The following is a 24,347-nucleotide window of genomic DNA, read 5'->3' as shown; positions in this document are numbered from 1 at the left end:
TCGTGGACGCGCTTGCCGTACGAGCCGGTGAGGCGGACCAGTTCCAGCAGGCGTTCGGCCTCCGGCCTGCGGTCGGCCTTGGGGACGCCGCGCAGTCGGGTCAGCATCCGACGGGCCGCCGCCCGCTTCCCCGGATCGGCCGCCGCCCGCCGGGCCGAGGCGATGGTCCGCTGCCCCTGCGGGCTACGACTGAACTCCTTGATCTTCGCGAACAGTCCGGGCATGGCTCCTCCAGAGCGTCATCGTGCGCAACGTCCCTGGGCGGATACCCCGTCGACGCGCCTTGAACCGGCGCCACCAGGCAGGATCTCCGAGCCAATTGGGCGTTCGACTGCTACTCGCCACCGCTCCGCCGGCCGACGTTTGAAACAAATTGTTGACGCGGCCCTTCCGGGACGGACCCGGGCGGGCGCACCATCCGGATACGAACCCGTGTGATTCCGCACGTGCCTGACGATCCGTGAGTCCACAGGAGCGCCCCGCGCCATTCCGTCGGGAGGTAGCACGACATGGACCCGCTCAGCGAATGTCCCGGCACCACCGCACAGGTACCGGAGACCGCACAGGCTCCCCCCGCCCCGACTCCACTCCCGGCCCCCGGGCGCCGCAGGGTGCTGGCCGGCCTGGGCATGGCGGCGACGAGTCCGTTCGTGCTCGGCGCGGGACGGACCCGCCCGCGCGAGGCGCCGGTCGCCGCAGGCGGTCCCACCGGCCGGGCCACCCTCCTGCGCAACGCCGCGCTGGTGCTCACCATGGATCCCGCCCTGGGCGACGGACCGCTGGGCACGGTGGAGGGGGCAGACGTCCTGATGCGGGACGGGGCCGTAACCGCCGTCGGTCGGCGGCTGGGCGTACCGGCCGGGACCAGGGTGATCGACGTGTCCGACCGCTTGCTGATGCCGGGATTCGTCGACGTCCACACCCACCTCTGGCAGTCCTCGATGCGCGGCGGTTGCTCGGGCCGTGACCTCTTCGGCTGGCTGGCCGCATGCAACAGGCCGACGTTCTCCCGCATCTCGCCGACCGACATGTACCGGTTCGTTCGTCTCGCGGCCCTCGACTCCGTGCAGTCCGGGGTGACCACGCTGGTGGACTGGGTGGACGCCCTCCCCTACGACACCACCACGCAGTACGTGCGGGCCCTCGCCGACACCGGGGTGCGCTTCTCGTACGCCATGTTCCAGGCGGAGTCTCAGGCCGATCTCCTGTCCCGGGTGAAGAAGGAGCTCATCGACCCGCTGCCACTGGCCTCGGCGCAGATCGCCACGCACGCGGCGCGCGCCATCGAGGGGCTCAACCGGATCCACTGGGAGATCGCCCAGGACCTCGGTCTGATGCTCAACAGCCACGTGCTGGAACGCGTCGAGCAGCGCGCGGACGATCCGCTCGCTGTGCTCACCGGCATCGGAGCCTTCGGCCCCCGCCTGCTGATGAACCACGCGATCCACCTGACGGACGACGAGATCTCGGCGATCGCCGCGCACGACGTCCGCGCCGCGCACTGCCCGCTGAGCAACATGCGGCTCGCTTCGGGCGTCATGCGGCTTCCCGACCTCGGCCGCCGGGGCGTCAAGGTCGGGCTGGGGCAGGACGGCGGCACCAACGACTCCTCCGACTTCTTCGCCCTGATGAAGAGCGCCATCGGCCTGCAAAGGGCGCACTCGCTGGACGCGTCGGTGTTCCCGCAGGTCCAGGACGTACTGCGGGCCGCGACGATGGGCGGCGCGGAGGCGATCGGGATGGCCGACCGGGTGGGCTCGCTGACTCCGGGCAAACGCGCCGACGTCCTCGTGCTCGACCCGGGCACGTTGAACTTCGCCCCTCGTTTCGACCGGATCGCTCAGATCGTGTTCAATGGCCGGCCGGAGAACGTCGAGGCGGTCTTCGTGGACGGCCGCCCGCTCAAACTCGGCGGCCGTCTCGTCGATGTCGACACCGCACGCGTCGTCCGCGAGGCGGAAGCCGCCGCGACCCGCCTGCGGGCCACCGCCCCCGCCCCCGCCGACCGGCGGGCGTAGGGCGCGGCACGCCTCCCGTCGGCAGGATGATCCGGTGATCCGGTGATCCGGTGATCCGATGGCCGGTCGCCGGATATCCTGCCTGCTCCCGCACCGGCCCCGGAGGTCCCCCCGCATGAGCAGCAGCACGCCGTCCTTCCCCGACCGGATCGAGCTGACCGGGGAGGGTCTGATCCTGCGCGACTGGACCGAAGCGGACCTGGCGGGGATGCCCGAGCTGTTCGACCACCCCGACATCGCGTACTGGACCCCGATCGTCTCCCCCTTCGACGACGGGGCCGCCCGCACCCGCCTGGACCGGGCCCGGCAGCTGCGTACGGACGGTACGGCGCTGCTGCTCGCCATCACCGTCGACGGCGGCGCCGCACTCGGCGAGGTGATGCTCAAGCGCGCACCCGAGGGCACCGAGCTCGGGTACGCCGTCGGTCCGGCACACCGGGGGCAGGGGCTGGCGGCCCGGGCGGTGCGGGTGATGGCCGCGTACGCCTTCGAGGAGTTGGGCGCGGAGCAGGTGATCCTGGAGCTGGAGGCCGAGAACGCCTCCAGCGTCGGCGTGGCAGTGCGGGCCGGTTTCCGGCTCCTCGACGTGCCGTTGATCAAGGGCGAGGAGAAGGGCCGGCCGTACGCGCTCCAGACCTGGGGGCTCGACCGCCCCTGACCCCCGACCACCCCTCCCCCCCCACCGGATCGGACCCCGTTCGGCCGGTTGCTCGACGGGCAGACCCGCGTCAGAGCCCGGCGCCGGCCACGTAGAAGACGCCCAGGCCGACGATCACGCACATGCCCTGGACGATCCAGAACCGGACCACGACGAGGACCTCCGACCAGCCCTTCAACTCGAAGTGGTGCTGGAGCGGAGCCATGCGGAAGACACGCCTGCCGGTCAGCTTGAACGAGCCGACCTGGATGACGACCGACATCGTGATGAGGACGAAGAGGCCGCCCAGCAGGACGAGCAGCAGTTGGGTCCGCGAGCAGATGGCGAGGCCCGCCAACGCGCCGCCCAGGGCGAGGGAACCGGTGTCGCCCATGAAGATCTTGGCGGGCGAGGTGTTCCACCAGAGGAAACCGAAGCAGGCGCCCATCAGGGCGGAGGCGACGACGGCCAGGTCGAGGGGGTCGCGGACCTCGAAGCAGCCCGCGGGGTCGACCAACCCCACGGCGTCGGCGCAGGACTTCTGGAACTGCCAGATGCCGATGAAGGTGTACCCGCCGAAGACCATCACCGCGGCGCCGGTGGCCAATCCGTCGAGCCCGTCGGTGAGGTTCACCCCGTTGGACATGGCCAGGATCATGAACAGGGCCCAGACCACGAAGAGTACGGGCCCGATCGTCCAGCCGAAGTCCGTGACGAACGAGATCCGCATCGAGGCGGGAGTCCGACCGCGCGCGTCGGCGAACTGGAGGGCCATGACGGCGAAGGCGGTGCCGACGACCAGCTGTCCGGACATCTTCGCCTTGGCGCGCAAACCCAGCGACCGCCGCTTGACGATCTTGATGTAGTCGTCGAGGAACCCGACCACCCCCATGCCCGCCATCAGGAACAGCACCAGCGCGCCGGGGTGGGTGGCGGGCTCCCCCGTGATCACCTTCGTGAGGCCGTACGCCACGAGCGTCGCCGTGATGAACGCGATGCCGCCCATCGTCGGGGTGCCGCGTTTGCCGTGGTGTCCGCGCGGTCCGTCGTCCCGGATGAACTGGCCGTAGCCCTTCCGAGCCAGGACCTTGATGAGTAACGGGGTGCCGGCCAGGGTGAGGACGAGGCCCAAGACCCCTGCGTAAAGTATCTGGTTCACCGCCCCATCATCCCCACCCCGGGGGCGGGCCCGGCGTCGCCCGGGGGTCGGCCGTCCGGGATGCCAAGGCTTGCTTTGCAGTCGTCCGATATGCGGGCTATGTTCGATTGATGGACGTGGTGGACGTGGTGGACCCGAGCGACCCGGTGGACCCGACCGACCCGCTGGACCCCGCAGGGACCCCGGATCCCGCGGACGCGGACGACACGGCCCGGCGGCTCCGGGACACTGCCGAGGAGCTCCAGTTGGTGGTCGGCCTGATGGTGCGGCACCTGCGCACGGCCTCCGCCGGAAGCGGCCTGACCCTGGGGCAGGTGTCGGTCCTGAAGCGCCTCGATCGGGAGGGGCCCCGTACGATCACCGAGCTGGCCCGGGCCGAGAGGATCCGCCCGCAGTCCCTCAACTCCACGGTCGCCGCCCTCCGGGCCGGCGGCCACGTCGAGCGCGCCGCGCACCCCACCGACGGGCGCCGCAAGGTGATCGCCCTGACGGACCGCGGCCGCCGGGTCGCCGCGGAACGCCAGGAGGCCGGCCGCGGCCGGCTGGCCGATCTGATGGCCCGCCGCCTCTCCCCGGCCGAACAGCAAACCGTGGCCGAGGCCGTCCCGCTCCTGCGCCGGCTGGCCGAGGCCTGAACCGGAAGCGGAACGCCACGGCACACCCCGGCCCACCGACGGAAGGACACCCCCACCCATGAGCGACGCCCTGAACCTTGAGGACGACACCGCCCTGGTCCTCATCGACCTGCAGAGCGGCATCCTGGCCCTGCCCACCACGAGGCCCGCGCACGAGGTCCTGCGCCGGGGCGTCCGCCTCGCCGAGGCCTTCCGGGCCCGCAAGCTCCCGGTGGTCCTGGTCAAGGTCGCGTGGTCGCCCGACGGAGGCGACCTGCCCACCCTCGAAGTGGACCGTCCCGGCCCCGCGGCCGCGCCGCCCGCCGCCTTCTCCGAGATCCCCGCCGAGCTGGCCGCCCTGGCCGACGTCGTCGTGACCAAACGGCACTGGGGCGCCTTCACCGGGACCGAGCTGGACCTCCAGCTGCGCCGCCGCGGCATCCACCGCATCGTCCTGGGCGGCATCTCGACCAGTATCGGCGTCGAATCCACCGCCCGCACGGCCTGGGAACACAGCTACCGGCTCGTCTTCGCCGAGGACGCCACCGCCGACACCGACCCCGAGGCACACGCCCACAGCTTCGGCCGGATCTTCCCCCGCATCGGCAAGGTCAGCACCACGGACGAGATCGTCGCGGCCCTGCGGAACTGAGGCCCGGACGCGTGGCGAACCGGCACCGGACCAGCGCCCGACGGACCACCGACCCGGGCCCGACCGGGCGCCGGCGCACCGAGCGGACGCCCCGCCCGGTGCGGCGTACGCTGAGTGGAACGCCGCACACCACACGCCTGCGGGACCCGCCCACCACGAGCACCGGGTGCCCCGTGCGGTGCGCGCACGCCGCGCACGATCCAGGGAGGCGGCGCGTGACCGATCCGTTCGGCTTCCTCAGGATTCCCCGCGAGCCCGTACCGGCCCGTCCCGTCGAAGAACGGCTGCACGACTGGCGCGAGGTCCACGCGGGACAGGCGCTGCTCCCGCTCGTCGCCCGCCAGGCCGACCGCTGCATGGACTGCGGAATCCCGTTCTGCCACGTCGGCTGCCCGCTCGGGAACCTCATACCGGAGTGGAACGCCTTCGCCGCCCGCGGTGACTGGGCCGCCGCGTACGAGCGGCTGCACGCCACGAACAACTTCCCGGAGTTCACCGGCCGGCTCTGCCCGGCGCCCTGCGAGGACGCGTGCGTCCTGACCATCAACTCGGATGCGGTGACCATCAAGAACGTCGAGCAGGAGATAGCCGACGAAGGCCGGCGCCGCGGCTGGATGGCGCCCCGCCCGCCGGAACGCCGCAGTGGCAGGGAGGTGGCCGTCATCGGTTCCGGTCCGGCCGGGCTGGCCGCCGCGCAGCAGCTGACGCGGGCCGGTCACACCGTCGTCGTTCACGAGCGGGCCGACCGGATCGGCGGGCTGCTGCGCTACGGCATCCCCGAGTTCAAGATGGAGAAACGGCACCTGGACCGGCGGATCGAGCAGATGCGGGACGAGGGCACGGTCTTCGTCACGGGGTCGGACGTCGGCGGGGCGGTGTGCGCGGCGGACCTGCGGGGGCGGTACGGGGCGCTGGTCGTCGCGGTGGGGGCCGGCGAGCGCAAGGAGCTGCCGGTGCCGGGGCGCGAGCTGGACGGGATCCATCAGGCGATGGAGTACCTGACCCTCGCCAACCGGGTCCTGGAGGGCGATCGGGCGGCGCCGCGGGTCACGGCGGAGGGCCGGCACGTGGTGGTCGTCGGCGGTGGGGACACCGCCTCGGACTGCCTGGGCACCGCGCTGCGGCAGGGAGCCCTCTCCGTGATCCAGTTGGACATCAACGCGGAACCCGGGCCGGACCGCGCGGACGGCGAGCCCTGGCCGACGTACCCGAGGGTGTACCGGATCTCCCACGCGCACGCCGAGGCGCGTGGGCTCGCCGGGTACGACCCCCGACTCTTCGCCAGCGCCACGCTGTGCTTCGAGGGTGACACCGCGGGGCGGGTACGGGCCCTGCACCTGAGTTCCGTCGAGCCGGCCGCCCGCACGCCCCTGACCGGCACCGAGCGCGTGCTGCCCGCCGGACTGGTCCTGCTGGCGCTGGGTTTCGCCGGTCCGGAGCGGACGGGGCGGCTGCGCGAGCAGTTGGGGCTGGAGTGCGACGGGAGCGGGAACTTCGCCCGCGACGCCGGTTTCGCGGCCGCCGGCGGGCGGGCACCCGGGGTGTTCGTCGCGGGCGACGCGGGCCGGGGGCAGTCCCTGGTGGTGTGGGCCATCGCGGAGGGCCGGGCGGCGGCCGCGGCGGTCGACCGGTACCTGATGGGCTCCACCTGCCTCCCGGCGCCCGTCGCGGCCCACGACCGACCGATGACCGCCCTGGGGCGCATGCGCTACGGGGCCGCATAGCGGGCGCCGGGCCGGGAACCCACGTCGTGGACGACGGCCCGGCAGGAGCTTCAGGTCCGCGGGATCCGCAGACGCGGCGGGATCCGCAGGCGCGCCGGGATCCGCAGGCGCGCCGGGAACTTCAGGCGCCGCGGGAGTGTCGGTCCGCCGGGAGCCTGAGGTCAGGCGCGGCGGGAACCGAGGGCCTCGACGGCGCCGACCATGCGGTCCCAGAACCGTTCGGTGTCCAGGGACACCGCGACCCGGGCGTTGACGGGGCGGCCCAGGTAGTGGTGCAAGTCCACGACGGTGGCTCCGCGGGTGTGGCTGCCGTGCAGTTCGATCGAGACGGTCGCGTCGACGCACTCCACGAGCGTGGGATCGATGACGCGGGCCACCGCGACCGGGTCGTGCAGCGGCGGGTGCGGCATGCCCCACAGCCGGTGGTAGGCCGAGCCGAAGTAGGCGAGCAGTTCGGCGCAGGTGCGGCCCAACTCGGTGCCGAGCGCTTCGAACCGGGCCAGTACCTCGGGGGTGGCGAGCGCCTGGTGAGTGACGTTGAGGCCGCACATCGTGACGGGTACCCCGCTGTCGAGGACGATGGCCGCGGCCTCCGGGTCCGTGTGGATGTTGAACTCGGCCGCCGGGGTGCGGTTGCCGCGCTCGGTGGAGCCGCCCATCAGCACGATCTCCCGGATCCGGGAGGCACTGTCGGGGTAGCGGGTCAGCAGCAGGGCGATGTTCGTCAGCGGGGCGGTCGGTACGAGCGTGACGGGCTCGGGGTGTTCCCGCAGGATCCGGTGGATGAGGTCCACGGCGTGCTCGGGGACCACGTCGACCGTGGGCGGCGGGAACCGCGGTCCGTCCAGCCCCGAGGCGCCGTGCACGTCGGCGGCGACGGCCAGCGGCTGGACGAGGGGCCGGTCGCAGCCGGCGGCGACGGGGACGTCGGTGATCCCGGCGAGGGTGCACACGCGACGGGCGTTGAGGGTCGTCCTGTCCAGGGTCTGGTTGCCCGCCACGGTCGTGATGGCGAGCAGGTCGACCGCGGGATCGGCGGCCGCCAGCATGAGGGCTAGGGCGTCGTCGTGGCCGGGGTCGCAGTCGATGATGATCGGTACGGGCACGGGCGGGTCCTCCGCGTCGGGAGCAGCTGACGGGCCCAGTCTGCCCCGCCCCGGACGCCGCGAGCCGTCCGCCGCCCGGGACCTGGCCGAATGTGACCGGAGCCGGAGGGGCGCGGTCGGGTCGGCGGAACCGGGCCGGCGCCGCCCGACCGGCGATGCCCCGACCCCGCCCCCGCCCCCGCCCCCGGGGACCGTTCGCGTGCGCCTTCCTTAGCGGAACGTTAGATCTGCGCGGCGGACCTTGTCCGCCGGCGAGGGCGACCGCATGCTCTGGTCACTCCCCCACCGCCGGGGCGTTCCCCCTCGCCCTTCTGGGTCTTCTCTTCCCTCCGGAGCCGCCATGTCCGCGCCCGCCGTCGTGCCCGTACCGCCCTCGTCCGCGGAGGAGCGCAAGAAGCGCCGTCTCGCCCTGATCGGCGGGTCCCTGGGCAACCTGGTCGAGTGGTACGACTGGTTCGTCTACGCCAGTTTCGCGATCTACTTCGCCGACTCCTTCTTCCCCAACGACAATCCGACCACGCAGTTGATGAACACGGCGGGGATCTTCGCCGTCGGGTTCCTGATGCGTCCCGTCGGCGGGTGGATCCTGGGCCGCGCCGCCGACCGGCACGGCCGCAAGAGCGCGCTCACGCTCACGGTCACGATGATGTCGGTGGCCGCCCTGCTGATCGCCGTGGCCCCCACCTACGGTCAGGCCGGCTACTTCGGCGCCCTGGTGCTGCTGCTCGCGCGGCTCCTGCAGGGGATGAGCATCGGCGGCGAGTACGCGGCCAGTGCCACCTACCTGACCGAGGCGTCGGCCCGCAACCGGCGCGGACTGGGTTCGTCGTTCCAGTACGTGTCGATGACGTGCGGCCAGCTCCTCGGCCTGGGCATCCTGATCATGATGCAACACACCCTCACCACGGCCCAGTTGGAGAGTTGGGGCTGGCGGATCCCGTTCCTCCTCGGAGCGCTGTTCGCCGTGGTCGTCTTCTGGCTGCGGCGCCGGCTCCAGGAGACCGACGCGTTCAAGGAGCAGTCGTCGGGTGACGAGGGCCACGACGACAGCACGCGCGGCACGCTGAAGGTCCTGTGGGAGCACCGGCGGCAGGCCGGCCTGGTCATGGCCCTCACCCTCGGCGGGACCGTGGCCTACTACACGTACACCACGTACCTCACCAAGTACCTCGTCGGCAGTGCGGGCATGCCGAAGACGACCGCGACCCTGGTCAGCTTCACCGCACTCGCCCTCTTCGCGGTGTTGCAGCCCTTCGCCGGCATGCTGTCGGACCGGATCGGCCGCCGGCCGCTGCTGATCACCTTCGCGGTGGGCTGCACCGTCGGTACGTACCCGATCATGACCGCGCTCGGGTCGGCGTCCTCGTACTGGTCCGCGCTGGGGTTGTCGCTGCTGGCGCTGGTCATCGTCACCGGCTACACCTCCATCAACGCGGCCGTCAAGGCGGAGCTGTTCCCCACCCGGGTGCGCGCCCTGGGCGTGGCCCTGCCGTACGCCATCGCCAACGCCCTGTTCGGCGGCACCGCGGAGTACGTGGCCCTGTGGTTCAAGAGCAACGGCCGCGAGAGCATGTTCTTCTGGTACGTCTCCGGCTGCGCGCTGGTCTCCCTCGTCACCTACGTGCTGATGCCGGACACCCGTGACACCGCGCTCAGCCGCGCCGAGGCGGAGGCCGACGCGGCGGTCGAAGGCAGGGCCCTACCGGTGACGTCCCCCGCGACGGCGCCGGAACGCTCCGCGCGCTGAACCGGCGACGGTGACCCGGTGCGGCGGGCTCCCGTAGTCTGCTGCCCCGGCTCACGCGGCACGAGGGATGTGTCCATGCACGCTCTGCTCGTCGAGGACGACGACCGCATGGCGCACGCCCTCGGGACGGCGCTCGCCCAGCGCGGACACACCGTCCGCCGGGTGGGCCGCGCCCTGGACGCCCTGCGGCACGTGCACGAGGCCGAGTTCGTCCTGCTGGACCTGGGGCTGCCCGACCTCGACGGGCTGGAGCTGCTGCGCCGGTTGCGGACGGTCTGCGACGCCCCGCTGATCGTGGTCACGGCGCGCTGCGAGGAGCGCGACATCGTGCAGGGGCTGCGGGCGGGCGCCGACGACTACGTCGTCAAGCCGTTCCGGATGGCCGAGTTGATGGCCCGCGTCGACAGCGTCCGCCGCCGTTCGGCCGTCCGCTCCGGCCCGACGGGACCCTCCGGGCCGACGTCGGGCGGGGACCGGATCGTGCGCAGCGGGGACGTCACGGTGGACCTGGCGCGCCGCACGGTCACCGTGGCGGATTCCGAGGTCCGGTTGACGCGCAGGGAGTTCGACGTCGTCGCCTTCCTGGCCGAGCGCCCCGACGAGGTGCACGCCCGCGAGGAGATCCTGGACCGGATCTGGGGCGACGCCTTCCTCGGGGTCTCCCGCTCGCTCGACGTCCACGTGGCGGGGGTCCGGGCCAAGACCGGCCGCCCCTGGCTGGTCCGTACGGTACGCGGCTTCGGCTACCAGCTCGGCGCCCCTCCCGCCGGGACCGGGCCGCCCGGCGCTCCCGCCGGCGGCCCGCGATGAGGCGGCGGCTCCTGGCCGTGCTGATGGTCCTCATGGGGGCCGCCGCGTTGCTGCTGTGCGTCCCGTTGGCCGACGCGTACGCCCGGGGACGGACCGAGCACCTGCTGCTGCAACGGCGGTCCGAGGCGGTGCGGTTCGCCGATCTCGCCGAGCGGATGCGGACGGACGCCGACCGTGCGGAGCTGTCCGCCGAGATCGGCCGGTACGCCCAGCTGTACGGCGCCGGGGTCGTCGTGGTCGATCCGGCCGGGGCGCCGGTGGCCCGGGCCGGAGCGCGGGCCGACGCCGCCGCCGGGGCGATCGAGGCCCGCGACCGTGCGCTCACCGGCCGGTCCACCGACCGGCTCCCCACGCTGCGCCCCTGGGGGCCGGGCGAGGTCGTGCTGGCCGAGCCGGTGGGCCGGGACGAGCGGGTCAGCGGCGCCGTCCTGCTGGCGCTGCCGACGGCCACGGCCCGGCGGGACGTGGCGGTCCGCTGGTCGCTGATCGGCGCCGGGGCGGCGGCCGCCTTCACCGCCGCCGCCCTGGTCGCGGCCGGGATCACCCGGTGGCTGCTGCGGCCGGTCCTCGATCTGGACCGGGCCGTGGAGAAGCTGGCCGCGGGGAGCCTGCGGGCCAGGGCGGTGTCCGAGACCGGCCCGCCCGAACTGCGCCGCCTGCGGCTGCACTTCAACGCGATGGCGGAGGCCGTGGCCGACTCCATCGGCCGGCAGCGCGACTTCGTCGCCGACGCCTCGCACCAGCTGCGCAACCCGTTGGCCACCCTGGTGCTCCAGTTGGAGAACGTGGAGCCGTACGTCTCTCCTGGCCCCGGTCTGGCCGAACACGCGCGGGCCTTGGACGAGGCGGAGCGCCTGGAGGAGCTCCTCGACGGGCTGCTGGCCCTGGCGCGGGTGGAGTCGGGCCCGGCGGAGCCGCGCGAGCAGGACGTGGCGGCGGCGGTACGGGAGCGGGTGCGGGCTTGGGCCCCGGTCTTCGCCGGGGCCGGGTTGGAGCTGGCGCACGCGTGTCCCGGGGAGGGACTGCGGGCCCGCGCGCTGCCCGATGCGGCGGGCCGGGTCCTGGACGCGCTCCTCGACAACGCCGTCAAGTTCGTACCGGCGGGCGGTCGCGTCGAGGTCGCCGTCACGCGGGAGCAAGACGGCGCCGTCCTGGTCCGGGTCCGCGACGACGGCCCGGGCGTACCGCCCGAGCAACGGGACCTGCTGCTGCGGCGTTTCGCCCGGTCCCCCGAGCACCAGAACGTCCGGGGCAGCGGGTTGGGGCTGGCCATCGCCGAGGAGATCGCCCGGGTCAGCGGTGGCCGGCTCGACGTGGGCGGCAACGTGCCGTGCGGGCTGCTGACCGAACTGCGGCTGCCGGCCGCCTGAACCGCCCCGGACGGGCGCTCAGCCGTACACCGAGCGGTAGTACGCCACCGCGCCCGGGTGGAGGGGGACGGCCCCGGTCGAGATGGCGAACCGGGGTTCCAGCCGGGCCCCGGCGGTCACCTCCCGCAGTAGGTCCCGCCACCGGTCGAACACCACCCGCAGCACGTCGCGCACCGCGGCGTCCGGGAGGTCGGCGCGGGCCAGGAGGTAGTTGCCGACGCCGATGGTCCCGACCGGCTCCGTCAGCCCGTACGCCCCCGCCGGGAGGGTGACCGCCGTGTAGACGGGGCCGTGGCGCCCGCGCAGCGCGCCGACGTGTCCGTCCAGCGGCAGGAACCGGACCGGGTGCTCCCGGGCCAGCTCCGACAGGGCCGCGGTGGGGACGCCGCCGGACCAGAACAGGGCGTCGACCGTGCCCTCTCGCAGCGCCGACGCCGATGCCGCGAGGCCCAGTTCCCGTTCCCGGGCGGCGGCGAGGTCCGTGCCCACGCCGGCCGCCCGGAGCACCCGGCCCGCCACGACCCGTACCCCCGACCCGGCGGCGCCGGCCGCGACCGGGCGGCCGGCGAGCTGTTCCACCGTGTGGACCGGCCCGTCCCGGGGGACGAGGAGATGGGTGTAGTTCACGTAGACCCGGGCCAGCGCGGTCACCGGGACGGGACGGGCGAACGGTTCCCGTCCCAGGACCGCGTCCTCGGCGGCGTCGGCCATGGCCAGGGCCAGGTCGACGCTGCCGTCCTGCAGTTTGCGCAGGTTGTTGACGCTGGCCGCGGTGTCGACGGGTTCGATCCGCGTCCCGGGGGCGCCCGTGGTGACGGCCTTGGCCAGGGCCTCGCCGAACGCGTTGTACGGGCCGCCCGGGGGGCCCGTCGCGAGCCGCAGTCGGCGCGCCGGGCCGGAGCCGGCCGTGCAGCCGGCCAGCGCGGCGGCGACCGCCAGGGCGCCCGCGCACACGGCCTGCCGGCGGCTGGGGTGTGCTCCGTTCACGGCGCCAGCGTAGGCGGTGCGGCCGGCGGGCCGTCGGGGCCGGGGCGGCGGGGCCCGTGGGGGAAGGAATCCCGAAGGGACTGTTTCCGGCCTCGGGGTGGCCGGGATCTGCGTTTCGCGACCGGTGGGCGGACACATACGTTCCGTCCTGGGCACGGCGCGCGCGGGGGACGGCACGACAGCGTCCCGCGCGCGGGCGCGGCCGGCACGTTCGAGACGGAGGAGCCTCCCCATGTCTGTCGAAGGCCAGGACCACACCCACGTGAACGGCCCCGCGCCGGCCGGCGCGGGTACGGGTCCGGTCACCGTCGAGGCCTTCTTCTGGTACTCCGACTCGCATGCGTACGAGCTGCAACCGGTGCTGGACGCGTGGCGCGGCGCCCACGCCGACCGCGTCGCGTTCCGGTGGATCCCCGTGGACTTCGACCGCGCGACGAGCGGCAGCCGGCAGAACTTCAAGCCGCAGCAGCGCCTGCACTTCGCGCTGGAGGCACTGGGCGCCGGCGCGTTCCACCAGCGGGCCTTCACGGCCATCCACCGGGACCGCGCGCACCTCGACACCGACGGGGCGGTCCTCGCCTGGGCCGCGGAGCAGGGCCTGGACGAGGCCGGTTTCGCCGCCGCCTTCGCCTCGGACGCGGTGGAGTCCGCGATCCGGCACGCCGACGCGCTGCTCCGGGCGTACGGCATCCAGGGGGTGCCGGCGCTGGTGGTCGACGGCCGTTTCCTGACCGGGCCCGGGGTGGTCCGGGAGACCGGGGCGGGCTTCCCCGGGACGCTGGCCGCCCTGGAGCGGCTGGTGGCCCGGGTCGAGAGCGGGCGGGGCGGTCGGGGCGCGGGGCGGGCCCACCCGGTCGGACCCCGTTCGGGGTCCTGACGCCGTCGGGCGGCGGCGCGGCCCTGTGCGCCGCCGCCTCCGGGTTCAGACGGCGGGCTTGGGCCGGGTGGTGCCGGGCAGGCAGGTGACCGCGCGGTTGAAGGTTTCGAAGGTGCCGGCGGGGTTCTTCTTCCACAGCCACATGTGCAGGGCGTAGTGCACCGGCTGGCCGGGGAAGTTCCCGCGCTGCGGGCCCTTGAACGGGATGCCGAACAGCTTCGGGCGGTCGCTGTCGGTGGTCACGTCCTGGTCGCGGTCGAAGACCGTCCACTGGACCCCGATGAGGCGCTTGCCGCCGCGCCCGTCGTCCTCGTAGAACAGGGCGGCGGGCCTCGCCGGGTCGACGGAGTTGTCGTGGCCGTGGTTGAAGTGCGGGTAGCCGAGGGCGCCGGCGCCGGCGCGTTCCACGCAGTACTTGTCCGGTACGTAGCCCGCCTTCACTGCGCTCGCGTGCCGGTGGAACGGCGCGGTGGCCCGGTAGGTGGCGGCCCGGTCGGCGGCGGCCTTGGCGGTGTCCGCGCCGGTGGCGGCGGGTGCGGCGACGGCCGCCAGGGTGGCGAGCGAGGCGGCCGTGGCGAGGGCGAAGGTGAGGGTTCGGGGCATGGGGAACTCCCTGGGGGTGCATCGTCCGAGGAGTGCCGTCCGGTCGGGGCCGCGACGGCGCGCCCCCGGCTGCGGGCGGCTGCACGAGCAGCCCTTCCCCGCTCCGGCCGGCCGCCACCCCTTCCGATCGGACGGCTGACGGCCGGTCGGCCGACGGCGCGTACGGCTCGGGCGGCGGTCGGCGGGCTCCCTTCCCACGGCCGGGCGGGACGGGCGTTGCCCTCGGTGGCACCGCGCGAAGGGGCGACGGACTCACTCGAACGAGCCACGGCCCGTTTCACGGCCGGGGGCCGCAGGGAACCCGTGAGTGGCCGAACGCCGGCTTCACGGAGGGTACTCAGACATGGCGCAGGAGAATGCGGCACCGAACGGCGGCGAAGCGCTGCGGGACATCGTGGCGTCCGTGTCCAGGGGCGCGCCGGAGTTCCGGACGTGCCCGCACGCCGTCTACGCGGCCCTGCGCGAGCAGGCCCCGGTGTGCCGTCTGACGCCCGCGCACGGCGTCGACACGTACCTGATCACGCGGTACGACGACGCCCGCGACGCGCTGTCCGATCCCCGTTTCAGCAAGGACATGCGTGGGGCCCTCGACCTCTACCACGCGGTGTACGGCAGCCTCTTCGACGACCTCGACGACAACGTCCTCAACTCGGACCCGCCCCGCCACACCCGGTTGCGCCGCGCCCTGAGGACCGCGTTCAGCCCGCGGCGGGTGGAGGGGATGCGGCCGAGGATCACCGAGATCGCGGAGGGGCTGCTCGCCGCGTGTCCGAAGACGGAGCCGGTGGACCTGATCCCCGCGTTCGCGTTCCCGTTCCCCATCACGGTGCTGTGCGAGCTGATGGGGATTCCGGAGGCGGACCGTCCGGAGATCCTCGGGCAGTTCGCGGTGGTGACGCGGGCCCGGTTCGACCCGCGGATGGAAGCGGAGCTGAGGGCTGCCGAGGAGTGGCTCCAGGCCCGGTTGAACCGTCTGATCGCGCACACCCGCGCCCACCCCTCGGACTCCTTCCTCAGCGACCTCATCCGGGCGCAGGACGGGCTGGACGACGCGGAGCTGGTCTCGTCCCTGTGGGTGCTGTTCTTCGCGGGGCACAAGACGACCGCGTTCCAGATCGGGAACTCCGTCCTGGACCTGCTGCTCCGTCCCGACCAGTTCGAGAGGCTGCGGCGCAATCCCGCGCTGATCCCCGGGGCGGTGGAGGAATTCGTCCGCTTCGAGGGTTCCGTGGAGACCTCCACCTTCCGGTACGCGGCCGAGGACGCGGAGGTGCGGGGCACGCTCATCCCCAAGGGCTCGCTCGTGCAGATCGCCATCTCCTCCGCGAACCGGGACCCGGACCAGTTCGGTGCCCCGGACGTCCTGGACGTGACCCGCGAGGGAATCCAGGGCATGCACCTGGGCTTCGGGCACGGCACGCACTACTGCCTGGGCGCGCCGCTGGCCCGGCTGGAACTCGACATCGCGCTGTCCTGCCTCCTGCGGGAGTTCCCGGAGATGGAGCTGGCCGAGTCCGAGGAGGAGGCGCGGGCGGCCCGGTTGAAGGGTCCGGTGGCGGCGTTCCGCGGGCTGGAGCGGCTGCGGCTCGTGCTGGAACCCGTACGGTCCGCCCCCGGCCGCGAGGCGGGGGCGACGCCCCGCACGGCGGGCACGCCGATCGCGCCGATCACCGCGGCCGGGCCGGCCGCCGTCGTACCCGGCAACTGACCAGACCCTTCCACGGACGGTGAATCGGCATGCCTGAATCCGCGAGCACCTTTGGTTCGGCCCTCCTGGGCACGGCACCGGACGAGCGTCCCGGCCCCGCCGGCGACGTCCTCGCGCCCGGTACCGGAGCGGTCCACGCGAACCGGTCGAAGATCGACATGCACCACCACTACTGTGCGCCCGAGTGGCTCGACTGGGCGGTGCGTCACGAGCTGGTCGACCCGAAGCGGCTGCCGCCGTGGACCGGGCTGGGCACCGACGCCGCGATCGCGTTCATGGACCGCGCGGGCATCGCCACGGCCGTCCTGAAGCCCATGCTGCCCGCCCGCTACCACTCCACGGCGCAGCAGCGTGAGGCGATCAACATCACGCTCCAGTCGATGATCGAGGTGGCGACCTCCCACCCGGGACGGTTCTCCTTCTACGTCCCGCTCTTCCTCGACGACCCGGACGCCTCCTCGTGGGCGATCCGGCGCGGACTGGGGCAGCTCGGCGCCGTCGGCGTGAACGTGACGGCCAACTACGGGGGCGTCTACCTCGGGGACCCCTCCTACGACCGGGTGTTCTCCGAGCTGAACGAGTTCGGCGCGGTGGTCGACACCCACCCTCACAACCTGCCGGACGGTCCGCCCGGACCGGCGACCGTTCCGGGGATCCCGAACTTCATGTGCGACTTCCTGCTGGACACCACCCGGGCCGCCGTGAACATGATCAGCAAGCGGACCCTGGACCGGTTCCCGGACATTTCGGTGATCCTGCCGCACGCGGGTGGTTTCCTGCCGTACATCGCGACGCGCCTGCAAGCCCTGGGCCGGTTCTGCGAGCCGCCCGTGGACCCGGGCACCGTCCGCGAGTACCTGGGGCGCTTCCACTACGACACCGCCGGGCCGATGGCGAGTGCGGCGACCCTCCTCGCCCACGTGCCCGCCGAGCGGGTCCTCTTCGGCACCGACTGGCCCGCCGCCCCCGGCGACACGGTCACCGACCTGGCGTTGCCCGCCCTCGACTCCGATCCGGCCTTCACCCCGGAGCAGCTCCAGGGCATCTACCACGACAACGCGCTGCGCCTGATCCCGCAGCTCGCCACCGTCTGACGTCCCCGCGTTTCCAGCCCTCGATCCTCCGGAGCAGGTTCATGAGCACCGCCACCTCCCTCGCGTCCCTGACGGGCGACTACGCGCTGGATCCGGTCCACAGCCGGATCGGGTTCGTCGCCCGGCACGCCATGGTCACCAAGGTCCGCGGCTCCTTCGACGAGTTCGAGGGCAAGGCCCACCTGGACGGGACGGACCCCGCGAAGTCCTCGGTGTCCGTCACCATCACCACGGCCAGCGTCGACACCCGCAACGAGCAGCGGGACGGCCACCTGCGGACCAACGACTTCCTCGACGCGCCCACCTTCCCGCACATCACCTTCGTGTCGACGGCGGTGGAACAGCTCTCCGACACCACCTTCCGCGTCTCCGGCGACCTGACCATCAAGGACGTCACCCGGTCCATCGACATCGACTTCGAGTTCCAGGGCAGCGCCACCGACCCGCAGGGCAACCTGCGCGTCGGTCTGGAGGGCTCCGTCCCGATCAGCCGCAAGGAATACGGGATCACCTGGAACGCGGCGCTCGAAGGCGGCGGCGTCCTGGTCGGCGACAAGGTGGTGCTGGAGTTCGACGTGTCCGCCGTCCGACAGTCCTGATCTTCACGCCGGCGGCCGAGGGGCGTTCCCCGGCCGTCGGCGCGACCATGGGGAGTGTGGAGGGGGCGCGGGTCGCGGCGGACCACCCGGTGGGGGGACGCCACTGATGGGGGTCGGGGCGAGACGGGGCCGAGGCTGCCCGGGAGGGCGGGTGAGGGATGCACGAGGAGCCACTGGCGGATCTGATCAGCCACGCGGCCCAGGACGCGGGCGGGTGGCTCGGCGCCCTGCCGGTGGCGTTGCTGGCCACCAGCGCCGACGGGACGATCGTCCGGTGGAACCAGGGCGCGCAGCACCTGCTGGGTTACCTCCCGCCCCAGGTCCTGGGCCGGCACATCGCCGATCTGCTGCATCCGGGGGCGGACCGCAGTCTGGGCCGGTCCCTGTGGGAGACGGCGGCCGGCGGGCACGGGGTGATGGGGACGGTCACCGCCTGGCACCGCGACGGTCACCCCTTGGAGCTGGAGATCTGGGCCTGCCCCGTGCCCGACCGGCGCGACGGCGCCTCCGCGGTGCTCGTGTTCGCGGCCGACGCGCACGCCGCGCGGCGCATCCGGGGTTCGTCGGCGGTCTGGGACGGCCTGTTCGCCCGTTCGCCCGTCGGCATCGCCGTACTCGACACCCAGCTGCGGTTCCTCCAGGTCAATCCGGCTCTGGAGACGATGAACGGGCTGGCCGAGTCCGCGCACGTGGGGCGCCGTCTGGCCGAGGTGCTGCCGGAGGTGAACGCGGGCGACATGGAGGACGCGATGCGTCGGGTCCTGGCGACGGGTGAACCCGTACTGGACCGTCGCCGTACGGGCCGTACGCCCGCCGACCCGGAGCACGACCACGTCTGGTCGTGCTCGTACGTGCGCGTGGAGGACCCCGGTGGCCGGCCGATCGGCGTCATCGCGTCCCTCCTGGACATCACCGAGCAGCAGCGCGACCACACCGAGGCGGAGGCCGGGCGGCGCAGACTGGCCCTGCTCAGCGAGGCCAGTGCCCGCATCGGCGCCAGTCTGGACCTGGAGCGCACGACGCAGGAGCTGGCCGACCTGGCCGTCCCGCACCTGGCCGACGCGGTCACCGTCGACGTACTGGACGTCCTGGCGAGGGGCGACGAGCCGGGCATGGGGCTGGCCGGGGGCGTCGAACTGCGGCGCCTGGGCAAGGCGCCGCTGACCGGTTCGGCGGTCACCCACATCCTGGCTCCGCTCGGCCGGACCCTCACCTTCCCCGCGGCGGCCCCGTACACGCAGGCCCTCGGGGCCCGCCAGCCGTTCCTGGTCGCCCGCTTCGACGAGCAGTCCTTCGCCCCGGCCGCGCGCCACTCCCCCAAGCCCGAGCAGCTGCACCGGGCGGGCGTGCACTCGTTCATGATGGTCCCGCTGACGGCCCGGGACGTGGTCCTCGGGGTGGCCACGTTCTACCGGACGCGACCGGTGGGACCGTTCGGTTCGGACGACGTCACCCTGGCGGGCGAGCTCGCCGCGCGCACCGCCATCAGCATCGACAACGCCCGGCTGTACCGGCACGAGCACGAGACGGCGGTGGTCCTGCAGCGCAGCATGCTGCCGCAGCACGTCTCGCCGCCGCCGGGGATCGAGACGGCGCACCGCTACCTCGCGGCCAGTGACATCAACGAGGTCGGCGGTGACTGGTACGACGTCCTCCCGCTGAGCGGCGGGCGGGCCGCCCTGCTCATCGGTGACGTCATGGGCCACGGCATCGCCGCCGCGGCGGTCATGGGCCGGCTGTCGGCCACGGTTCGCGCCCTGGCCCGCCTCGACATGCAGCCGACGGCCCTGCTGCACCAGATGGAGGCGACGCTCGCCGACCTCGCCGAGCCGATGCTGGCCACCTTCCTGTACCTGGTGTGCGATCCGGTCACCGGCCGGTGCACCGTCACCCGCGCGGGGCACCCGCCCCCGGCGGTGGCGGAGCCCGACGGGACCGTCTACCTGGTCGACACCCCGCCCGGGGTACCGCTGGGCGTCGGCGGGGTCGGCTTCACCACGACCGAGTTCACGGTGCCCCCGGGCAGCCTGCTCGTCCTGTACACGGACGGTCTGGTCGAGGCCCGCGACCACGACATCGACGAACGGCTGGGCGAGCTGACGCGGCTGCTGACCGAACCGGAACAGCCGCTGGACCACCTGTGCGACACGCTGATCACCCATCTGGTGCCGGCCTCCGCCGACGACGACATCGCCCTGCTCGCCGCCCGCATCGGCACCGTCCGTCGGTCCACGCCGGGCTGACGGGATCGACGGGGCCGCCGGCTTCCGGCGTTGCGGTCAGCGGGCGGGGCGCACCCCGGTGAAGACCGTACTGGCGGAGAGCAGGAAGGCGTCGGGGCGGCGCAGGATGCCGGCCTCCGCTTCGGGGTCGGTCAGGACGGCGAGGGTCCTGCCGTCCTCGGGGTCCAGGGAGTCGCCCAGCTCCCGCAGCCGGCTCAGGTGGTCCTGCAGGAAGGCACGGGCCTGCGCCGCCAGCGGGGCGGGGAGGTCGAGGAGCGCGGTGAAGGCGCCCACGGGTCCCAGGCCGGCGCGGCCGAGCATCGCGGGCCAGTCCTCGGTCACCGGGGTGCTGCCGGGCAGTTCGGCCCGCATGACGGAGAACCAGTACTCCAGGGCGGCGTCGAGGCGGGCCTGGAGGCCCGGCGTGCCCAAACCGATGTCGCGGGGCAGGAAGCGCATCGGCAGGCCCGCCTCGGCGACGGCGAGCACCCCACCGGGCCGCAGCAGGGCCGCGAGGCCGTCGAGCGCCGCCTGCTGGTCGCCGAGGTGGTGGACGGCCTTGCTGCTCCAGATCAGGTCGGCGGCGCCCATGGCGTCGAGGCCCTCGGGCAGCTCGGCGTGCACGGTGGTGACCCGGTCGCCGAGCCCGAGCCGCTCGGCGCGGGCCAGGGTGTGCTCCAGCAGGGCGGGGGTGCCGTCCACGGCGACGACCTCGGCCTCCGGGAAGGCTTCGGCGAGGACGCAGGTCATCACGCCGGGGCCGCTGCCGACGTCGAGGACGCGGCGGACCCGCGTACCCGCGCCGGCGAGCAACTCCCCGAGGCGGGCCGCGGTGCTGCGCAGGAGCGGGAGCTGGATCTCGCCGTTGGCCTCCAGTTGGCCGGCCATGGCGGCCCAGTCGATGTCGGTGCCGTGGTCATGGCCGTGGTCATGGCCGTGGGCGTGGCCCGGGGAGTGGCTCCGGGAGTGGGCCTGCGCGTGACCGGGACCGTGGGCGTGGCCGTCGGTGCGGCCGGGGCCCTGGTCGGGGGCGTGGGCGTTGCCGTGGCCGTGCTGGTGGGTGGGTCCGGAGGCGCTGTGGGTGCTCATGGGCCGGAGCCTGCACCCCTTTCCGTCCCGGCGGCAAATGTTGTTGCCGTTTCCGGGACGGCGGAGTGAAATGCACTCATGGACACGGACCACCCCGCCCCCTACCGAGCCGTCCTCGACGAGGTCGCCCCCCGCCTGCGCCGCCTGCGCACCCAGCGCGGCCTCACACTGGCCGCCCTTTCGGAGGAGACCGGCATCTCCAAGAGCACGCTGTCCCGGCTGGAGTCCGGGCAACGCCGCCCGAGTCTGGAGTTGCTGCTCCCGCTGGCCGCCGCCTACCACGTGCCGCTGGACGACCTGGTGGGCGCCCCGGAGGTCGGTGACCCCCGGGTGCGCCTGACGCCCCGCCCGCTGGTGCACGGCGGGACGGTCGTTCCGCTGACCCGGACCCCGGGCCCGCTCCAGGCGTACAAGATGCTCATCCCCCACCGGGGCACCGAGCCGGACCTGCGGACGCACGAGGGCTACGAATGGCTGTACGTGCTGGACGGCCGCCTGCGGCTCGTCCTCGCCGAGCACGACCTGATCCTCGGGCCCGGCGAGGCAGCCGAGTTCGACACCCGGCTCCCCCACTGGTTCAGCAGCGCGGACGAGCGGTCCGTGGAAGTGCTCAGCCTGTTCGGCCGGCAGGGCGAACGCATGCACGTCCGCGCGAAGCCGAGCGGCTGACGCCACGGCCCGACGCCGACCGGCGGGCCGGCTCGGGAGCGCGGTTCACCAGCGGACGGGCAGTTTCCGGACGCCCCTGATCAACATGCCGGGCAGCCAGTCCAGCGTCGTCGCCCCGGTGTCCCCGGTGAGCCCCGGGAAGCGCCCCAGCAGGGAGCGCAGCGCGATGCGGCCCTCCATCCGGGCCAGCGGGGCGCCCAGGCAGTGGTGCAGTCCGTGCCCGAAGGCGATGTGGCCGCGGGCGTCGCGGCGGATGTCGAACCGGTCGGGTTCCCGGAAGCGGCTGGGGTCGCGGTCGGCGTCGGCCAGGGCGATCAGGACGGCGGATCCGGCGGGGATCACGACCCCGCCCATCTCCACGTCCTCCAGGGCGAGCCGTTCGGTACAGGTCTCGACGGGACCGTCGTAGCGGAGCATCTCCTCGATCGCGCCGTCCAGCAGACCGAGGTCGGCTCGGAGGTCGGCGAGTTGGTCCGGGTGGGCGAACAGGGCCCGCATGCCGTTGCCGATCATGTGGACCGTGGTCTCGTGTCCGGCGATCAGGAGGAGCAGGCTCATGCCGATGAGTTCGTCCGGCGAAAGCCTGTCGCCGCCTTCGTCGACGGCGTGGATGAGCCCGCTGAGCAGGTCGTCCCCGGGCGCGGCGCGTTTGGCCTCGATGAGGGCGACCAGGTAGCGGGGCATCTCCTCGTAGGCGGCGGCCTCGGCCTCGGGGCTGGTGCGGGCGACCATCTCGTTGGACCACGCGCCGAACGCGTCGCGGTCCAGTTCGGGCACGCCGAGCAGTTCGCACATGACGGTCATCGGCAGCGGGAAGGCGAAGGCGTCCACCAGGTCGGCCCTGCGGTCCTCGTGCGCCGCCATGGCGTCGAGGAGTTCGTCGGTCACCTGTTGGATGCGCGGGGCGAGGGCTTCGATGCGGCGGGTCGTGAACTCCCGTGCCACCAGGCGGCGCAGCCGGGTGTGGTCCGGCGGGTCGGACATCAGCATGTGGGCGAGCCCCGGCTGGTCCTGGCCGGTGTTGATGATCTGGCGGAGGTCCCCGGAGCCGCGCCAGTCACGGCTCAGACGCGGGTCGGTGAAGGCGGTGCGACAGGAGTCGTGTCCGACGACCAGCCACATGTCCCTTCCGTCGGGTGTCCGGACGTGGTGGACCGGCCCGCGGCGGCGCAGGCGCGCGTAGACCGGGTAGGGGTCGCGGACGAAGTCCGGACTGAGATCCAGCAGGTCGATGACCGCGGGCTGGGATGACATTCCATTCCCCCTGAACGAATGCGTGCCTTCACCCGCGCGACTGCGCGGCATTCCCACAGTAGTCACGGCGTCGTAGCGCCTGTTTGTCACCCCGTTGCCCCCTCTTCGCCCGGGTCGGGGCGGACTTCGGCCGCTCGGGGGTCAACCGCCCGTCCCTGGGGGCCGGGTGACCGGTTCAGCAGCTCCGTGCGCCGGTGCACGAGGCGCAGATGACGGGGGTCCGGGGTCGGCAAGGATGCGAGGAGGTCGAGGAGTTCGAGCCCGGCTCCGGTGATCGTGCCCGGATCCTTGAGACGGGTCCAGCAGTAGAGGGCGCCGGTCGCGACTGCCCGGACCTCGGGCGCGTCGGCGGGCTGGCCAGGGCGTGGATGTGGCCGCGCGGATCCCGGGCGGGTACGGGCAACCCCACGCCCGGCGACGGCTCGCGGGCCGGTACGGGGAACCCGGCGGCGGCGACGGCCGGTCCGGCGACGGGGATCACCCCCAGCGCCGCCAGGTTGGCGCCGGGGCCACCTGGACGGCCCCCGGCGCGCGGCGGCGTCGCCCGCCACGAGAAGCACGTGTCCGCGCCGGCGCGGACCCTCGATCTGCAGGCACGCAAGGTACTCACCCCGCGAACCGCGCGACGCCAGCGGTGCGTCCTCGCGGGGGCGGATCAGTCGGTGTCGAGGCCGTCGACCAGCCGGTTCAGGAACCGTTCGAACGTGGCTCCGGGGGTGACGGGGCGGGCCGGCGCCTTCAGGACCTCGGCCAGTTCCGGGTGCTCGCCGTCCGCGGCGACGGTGGCCAGGTAGCGGACTTCCGCCGCCGTCCGCTCGGGGGAGGCCGTCGCGGCCTGCTGGGCGAGTTCGTGGGCGACGTGTCCGGCGACGAACCCGGTGAGCTGGGCGAAGACCTCCAGGCGGGCCGCGCCGTCGAGGCCGGTGGGGCGCAGCGCGGCGAGGGCGTGTTCCAGGAAGGCGAGGGCGTGGGGGCCGAGGGAGCGGCGGCCGTGCAGGGCGGCGGGCAGCCAGGGGTGGCGGAGCATCAGGGCGCGCTGGAGGTGGGCGATGGCCTTCAGGTCGGCGCGCCAGTCGCCGGTCGGCGCCCGCGGGACGGGCAGTTCGGCGTTGACCCGGTCGGCCATCAGGTCGAGCAGGGTCTCCTTGTCCGGGGCGTAGCTGTACAACGACATGACGCCGGCGCCAACCTCGGCCGCGAGTCGACGCATGGTGACGGCCTCGATGCCTTCGGCGTCGGCCAGGGCGACGGCAGCCGCCGTGATGGCCTCGCGGGTGAAGGCGGGCTTGCGTCCCCTGCGGGGCTGTTCGGGGCTCAGCCAGAGCTGCCCGGGGTCGACTCGGCCGGCGCCGCCGGGTGCGCCTTCTGCGGTCACGGTACGGGTGTTCCTTTCTTACTCGACGGTCGG

Annotated in this window: 22 protein-coding genes; 14 read left to right on the top strand and 8 right to left on the bottom strand. The window is 73.5% G+C overall.

Annotated features, from left to right (window positions below; genetic code table 11):
* The coding region (locus AB0D46_RS18730) for a hypothetical protein (protein ID WP_362878668.1) at window positions 1-224 on the bottom strand (224 nt) is incomplete at its 3' end.
* Window positions 225-509: 285 nt separating this feature from the next.
* Between AB0D46_RS18730 and AB0D46_RS18725 the strand changes: the two genes are divergently transcribed.
* Complete coding sequence (locus tag AB0D46_RS18725; RefSeq protein ID WP_362878667.1) at window positions 510-2,018, top strand: amidohydrolase family protein; 1,509 nt, start codon at window positions 510-512, stop codon at window positions 2,016-2,018.
* A gap of 115 nt (window positions 2,019-2,133) precedes the next feature.
* On the top strand, window positions 2,134-2,676 hold the full coding sequence (locus tag AB0D46_RS18720; RefSeq protein ID WP_362878665.1) for a GNAT family N-acetyltransferase: 543 nt from the start codon (window positions 2,134-2,136) through the stop codon (window positions 2,674-2,676).
* A 70-nt stretch (window positions 2,677-2,746) separates the two neighbouring features.
* Here the strand turns inward: AB0D46_RS18720 and mraY are convergent, their stop codons facing one another.
* Entirely contained in the window at window positions 2,747-3,814 is a 1,068-nt protein-coding gene (gene mraY / locus AB0D46_RS18715) for a phospho-N-acetylmuramoyl-pentapeptide-transferase (protein ID WP_362878663.1), read from the bottom strand.
* A gap of 110 nt (window positions 3,815-3,924) precedes the next feature.
* On the opposite strand from mraY, the gene AB0D46_RS18710 reads away from it, so the two are divergent.
* From AB0D46_RS18710 to AB0D46_RS18700, 3 genes are all read left to right on the top strand, one after another.
* Window positions 3,925-4,449, top strand: a complete 525-nt coding sequence (locus AB0D46_RS18710) for a MarR family transcriptional regulator (RefSeq protein WP_362878661.1) — start codon at window positions 3,925-3,927, stop codon at window positions 4,447-4,449.
* A 58-nt stretch (window positions 4,450-4,507) separates the two neighbouring features.
* Entirely contained in the window at window positions 4,508-5,080 is a 573-nt protein-coding gene (locus tag AB0D46_RS18705; protein ID WP_362878659.1) for a hydrolase, read from the top strand.
* A 215-nt stretch (window positions 5,081-5,295) separates the two neighbouring features.
* Window positions 5,296-6,804, top strand: coding sequence for a glutamate synthase subunit beta (locus tag AB0D46_RS18700; protein WP_362878657.1), 1,509 nt, complete (start codon window positions 5,296-5,298; stop codon window positions 6,802-6,804).
* A gap of 161 nt (window positions 6,805-6,965) precedes the next feature.
* On the opposite strand, the gene AB0D46_RS18695 is transcribed toward AB0D46_RS18700, so the two are convergent.
* Window positions 6,966-7,910 carry a nucleoside hydrolase gene (locus AB0D46_RS18695; RefSeq protein ID WP_362878655.1) on the bottom strand — a complete coding sequence of 315 codons (945 nt, stop codon included), beginning with the start codon at window positions 7,908-7,910 and terminating at the stop codon, window positions 6,966-6,968.
* A 340-nt stretch (window positions 7,911-8,250) separates the two neighbouring features.
* Between AB0D46_RS18695 and AB0D46_RS18690 the strand changes: the two genes are divergently transcribed.
* The 3 genes from AB0D46_RS18690 (at window position 8,251) to AB0D46_RS18680 (ending at window position 11,837) form a co-directional block, all read left to right on the top strand.
* Window positions 8,251-9,657, top strand: coding sequence for an MFS transporter (locus tag AB0D46_RS18690; protein ID WP_362878653.1), 1,407 nt, complete (start codon window positions 8,251-8,253; stop codon window positions 9,655-9,657).
* A 75-nt stretch (window positions 9,658-9,732) separates the two neighbouring features.
* On the top strand, window positions 9,733-10,467 hold the full coding sequence (locus AB0D46_RS18685; protein WP_362878651.1) for a response regulator transcription factor: 735 nt from the start codon (window positions 9,733-9,735) through the stop codon (window positions 10,465-10,467).
* A complete protein-coding gene (locus tag AB0D46_RS18680) occupies window positions 10,464-11,837 on the top strand; it encodes a HAMP domain-containing sensor histidine kinase (protein WP_362878649.1) in 1,374 nt (457 codons plus the stop codon). Before AB0D46_RS18685 ends, AB0D46_RS18680 begins: the two co-directional genes overlap by 4 nt.
* Window positions 11,838-11,855: 18 nt before the next feature.
* Here AB0D46_RS18680 and AB0D46_RS18675 read toward each other — a convergent pair whose 3' ends face one another.
* A complete protein-coding gene (locus tag AB0D46_RS18675) occupies window positions 11,856-12,824 on the bottom strand; it encodes a TAXI family TRAP transporter solute-binding subunit (RefSeq protein WP_362878647.1) in 969 nt (322 codons plus the stop codon).
* A gap of 232 nt (window positions 12,825-13,056) precedes the next feature.
* Here AB0D46_RS18675 and AB0D46_RS18670 point away from each other — a divergent pair, with 232 nt between their 5' ends.
* Entirely contained in the window at window positions 13,057-13,701 is a 645-nt protein-coding gene (locus AB0D46_RS18670; RefSeq protein WP_362878645.1) for a thiol:disulfide interchange protein DsbA/DsbL, read from the top strand.
* A 45-nt stretch (window positions 13,702-13,746) separates the two neighbouring features.
* On the opposite strand, the gene AB0D46_RS18665 is transcribed toward AB0D46_RS18670, so the two are convergent.
* The gene (locus AB0D46_RS18665; RefSeq protein WP_362878643.1) at window positions 13,747-14,304 is read right to left on the bottom strand and encodes a hypothetical protein; all 558 of its coding nucleotides are present in this window, start codon (window positions 14,302-14,304) and stop codon (window positions 13,747-13,749) included.
* 343 nt (window positions 14,305-14,647) lie between these two features.
* Between AB0D46_RS18665 and AB0D46_RS18660 the strand changes: the two genes are divergently transcribed.
* The 4 genes from AB0D46_RS18660 (at window position 14,648) to AB0D46_RS18645 (ending at window position 19,948) form a co-directional block, all read left to right on the top strand.
* A complete protein-coding gene (locus AB0D46_RS18660) occupies window positions 14,648-16,012 on the top strand; it encodes a cytochrome P450 (RefSeq protein ID WP_362878641.1) in 1,365 nt (454 codons plus the stop codon).
* A 29-nt stretch (window positions 16,013-16,041) separates the two neighbouring features.
* The gene (locus AB0D46_RS18655) at window positions 16,042-17,106 is read left to right on the top strand and encodes an amidohydrolase family protein (protein ID WP_362878639.1); all 1,065 of its coding nucleotides are present in this window, start codon (window positions 16,042-16,044) and stop codon (window positions 17,104-17,106) included.
* Window positions 17,107-17,147: 41 nt separating this feature from the next.
* A complete protein-coding gene (locus AB0D46_RS18650; RefSeq protein WP_362878637.1) occupies window positions 17,148-17,705 on the top strand; it encodes a YceI family protein in 558 nt (185 codons plus the stop codon).
* Window positions 17,706-17,863: 158 nt separating this feature from the next.
* The gene (locus AB0D46_RS18645; protein ID WP_362878635.1) at window positions 17,864-19,948 is read left to right on the top strand and encodes a SpoIIE family protein phosphatase; all 2,085 of its coding nucleotides are present in this window, start codon (window positions 17,864-17,866) and stop codon (window positions 19,946-19,948) included.
* 36 nt (window positions 19,949-19,984) lie between these two features.
* Here AB0D46_RS18645 and AB0D46_RS18640 read toward each other — a convergent pair whose 3' ends face one another.
* The gene (locus tag AB0D46_RS18640; protein ID WP_362878633.1) at window positions 19,985-21,016 is read right to left on the bottom strand and encodes a methyltransferase; all 1,032 of its coding nucleotides are present in this window, start codon (window positions 21,014-21,016) and stop codon (window positions 19,985-19,987) included.
* Between the two features lie 78 nt (window positions 21,017-21,094).
* Between AB0D46_RS18640 and AB0D46_RS18635 the strand changes: the two genes are divergently transcribed.
* Window positions 21,095-21,685, top strand: coding sequence for an XRE family transcriptional regulator (locus AB0D46_RS18635; protein ID WP_362878631.1), 591 nt, complete (start codon window positions 21,095-21,097; stop codon window positions 21,683-21,685).
* 45 nt (window positions 21,686-21,730) lie between these two features.
* Here the strand turns inward: AB0D46_RS18635 and AB0D46_RS18630 are convergent, their stop codons facing one another.
* Both AB0D46_RS18630 and AB0D46_RS18625 read right to left on the bottom strand, forming a co-directional pair.
* Window positions 21,731-22,939 (bottom strand): cytochrome P450, encoded by a 1,209-nt coding sequence (locus AB0D46_RS18630; protein WP_362878629.1) that lies wholly within the window; start codon window positions 22,937-22,939, stop codon window positions 21,731-21,733.
* A 655-nt stretch (window positions 22,940-23,594) separates the two neighbouring features.
* A complete protein-coding gene (locus tag AB0D46_RS18625; protein ID WP_362878627.1) occupies window positions 23,595-24,314 on the bottom strand; it encodes a TetR/AcrR family transcriptional regulator C-terminal domain-containing protein in 720 nt (239 codons plus the stop codon).
* Window positions 24,315-24,347 lie beyond the last annotated feature (33 nt).

Source organism: Streptomyces sp. NPDC048383 (assembly GCF_040651775.1).
Lineage (GTDB): Bacteria > Actinomycetota > Actinomycetes > Streptomycetales > Streptomycetaceae > Streptomyces.
The sequence above is the reverse complement of the archived record's forward strand: the minus strand, read 5'-3'. Positions and strand labels throughout refer to the sequence as shown.

Coding starts and splice junctions, on each gene's coding strand:
- AB0D46_RS18725 (WP_362878667.1), top strand. CDS start 510: ATGGACCCGCTCAGCGAATGTCCCGGCACCACCGCACAGGTACCGGAG.
- AB0D46_RS18720 (WP_362878665.1), top strand. CDS start 2,134: ATGAGCAGCAGCACGCCGTCCTTCCCCGACCGGATCGAGCTGACCGGG.
- AB0D46_RS18710 (WP_362878661.1), top strand. CDS start 3,925: ATGGACGTGGTGGACGTGGTGGACCCGAGCGACCCGGTGGACCCGACC.
- AB0D46_RS18705 (WP_362878659.1), top strand. CDS start 4,508: ATGAGCGACGCCCTGAACCTTGAGGACGACACCGCCCTGGTCCTCATC.
- AB0D46_RS18690 (WP_362878653.1), top strand. CDS start 8,251: ATGTCCGCGCCCGCCGTCGTGCCCGTACCGCCCTCGTCCGCGGAGGAG.
- AB0D46_RS18685 (WP_362878651.1), top strand. CDS start 9,733: ATGCACGCTCTGCTCGTCGAGGACGACGACCGCATGGCGCACGCCCTC.
- AB0D46_RS18680 (WP_362878649.1), top strand. CDS start 10,464: ATGAGGCGGCGGCTCCTGGCCGTGCTGATGGTCCTCATGGGGGCCGCC.
- AB0D46_RS18670 (WP_362878645.1), top strand. CDS start 13,057: ATGTCTGTCGAAGGCCAGGACCACACCCACGTGAACGGCCCCGCGCCG.
- AB0D46_RS18665 (WP_362878643.1), bottom strand. CDS start 14,304: ATGCCCCGAACCCTCACCTTCGCCCTCGCCACGGCCGCCTCGCTCGCC.
- AB0D46_RS18660 (WP_362878641.1), top strand. CDS start 14,648: ATGGCGCAGGAGAATGCGGCACCGAACGGCGGCGAAGCGCTGCGGGAC.
- AB0D46_RS18655 (WP_362878639.1), top strand. CDS start 16,042: ATGCCTGAATCCGCGAGCACCTTTGGTTCGGCCCTCCTGGGCACGGCA.
- AB0D46_RS18650 (WP_362878637.1), top strand. CDS start 17,148: ATGAGCACCGCCACCTCCCTCGCGTCCCTGACGGGCGACTACGCGCTG.
- AB0D46_RS18645 (WP_362878635.1), top strand. CDS start 17,864: ATGCACGAGGAGCCACTGGCGGATCTGATCAGCCACGCGGCCCAGGAC.
- AB0D46_RS18640 (WP_362878633.1), bottom strand. CDS start 21,016: ATGAGCACCCACAGCGCCTCCGGACCCACCCACCAGCACGGCCACGGC.
- AB0D46_RS18635 (WP_362878631.1), top strand. CDS start 21,095: ATGGACACGGACCACCCCGCCCCCTACCGAGCCGTCCTCGACGAGGTC.
- AB0D46_RS18630 (WP_362878629.1), bottom strand. CDS start 22,939: ATGTCATCCCAGCCCGCGGTCATCGACCTGCTGGATCTCAGTCCGGAC.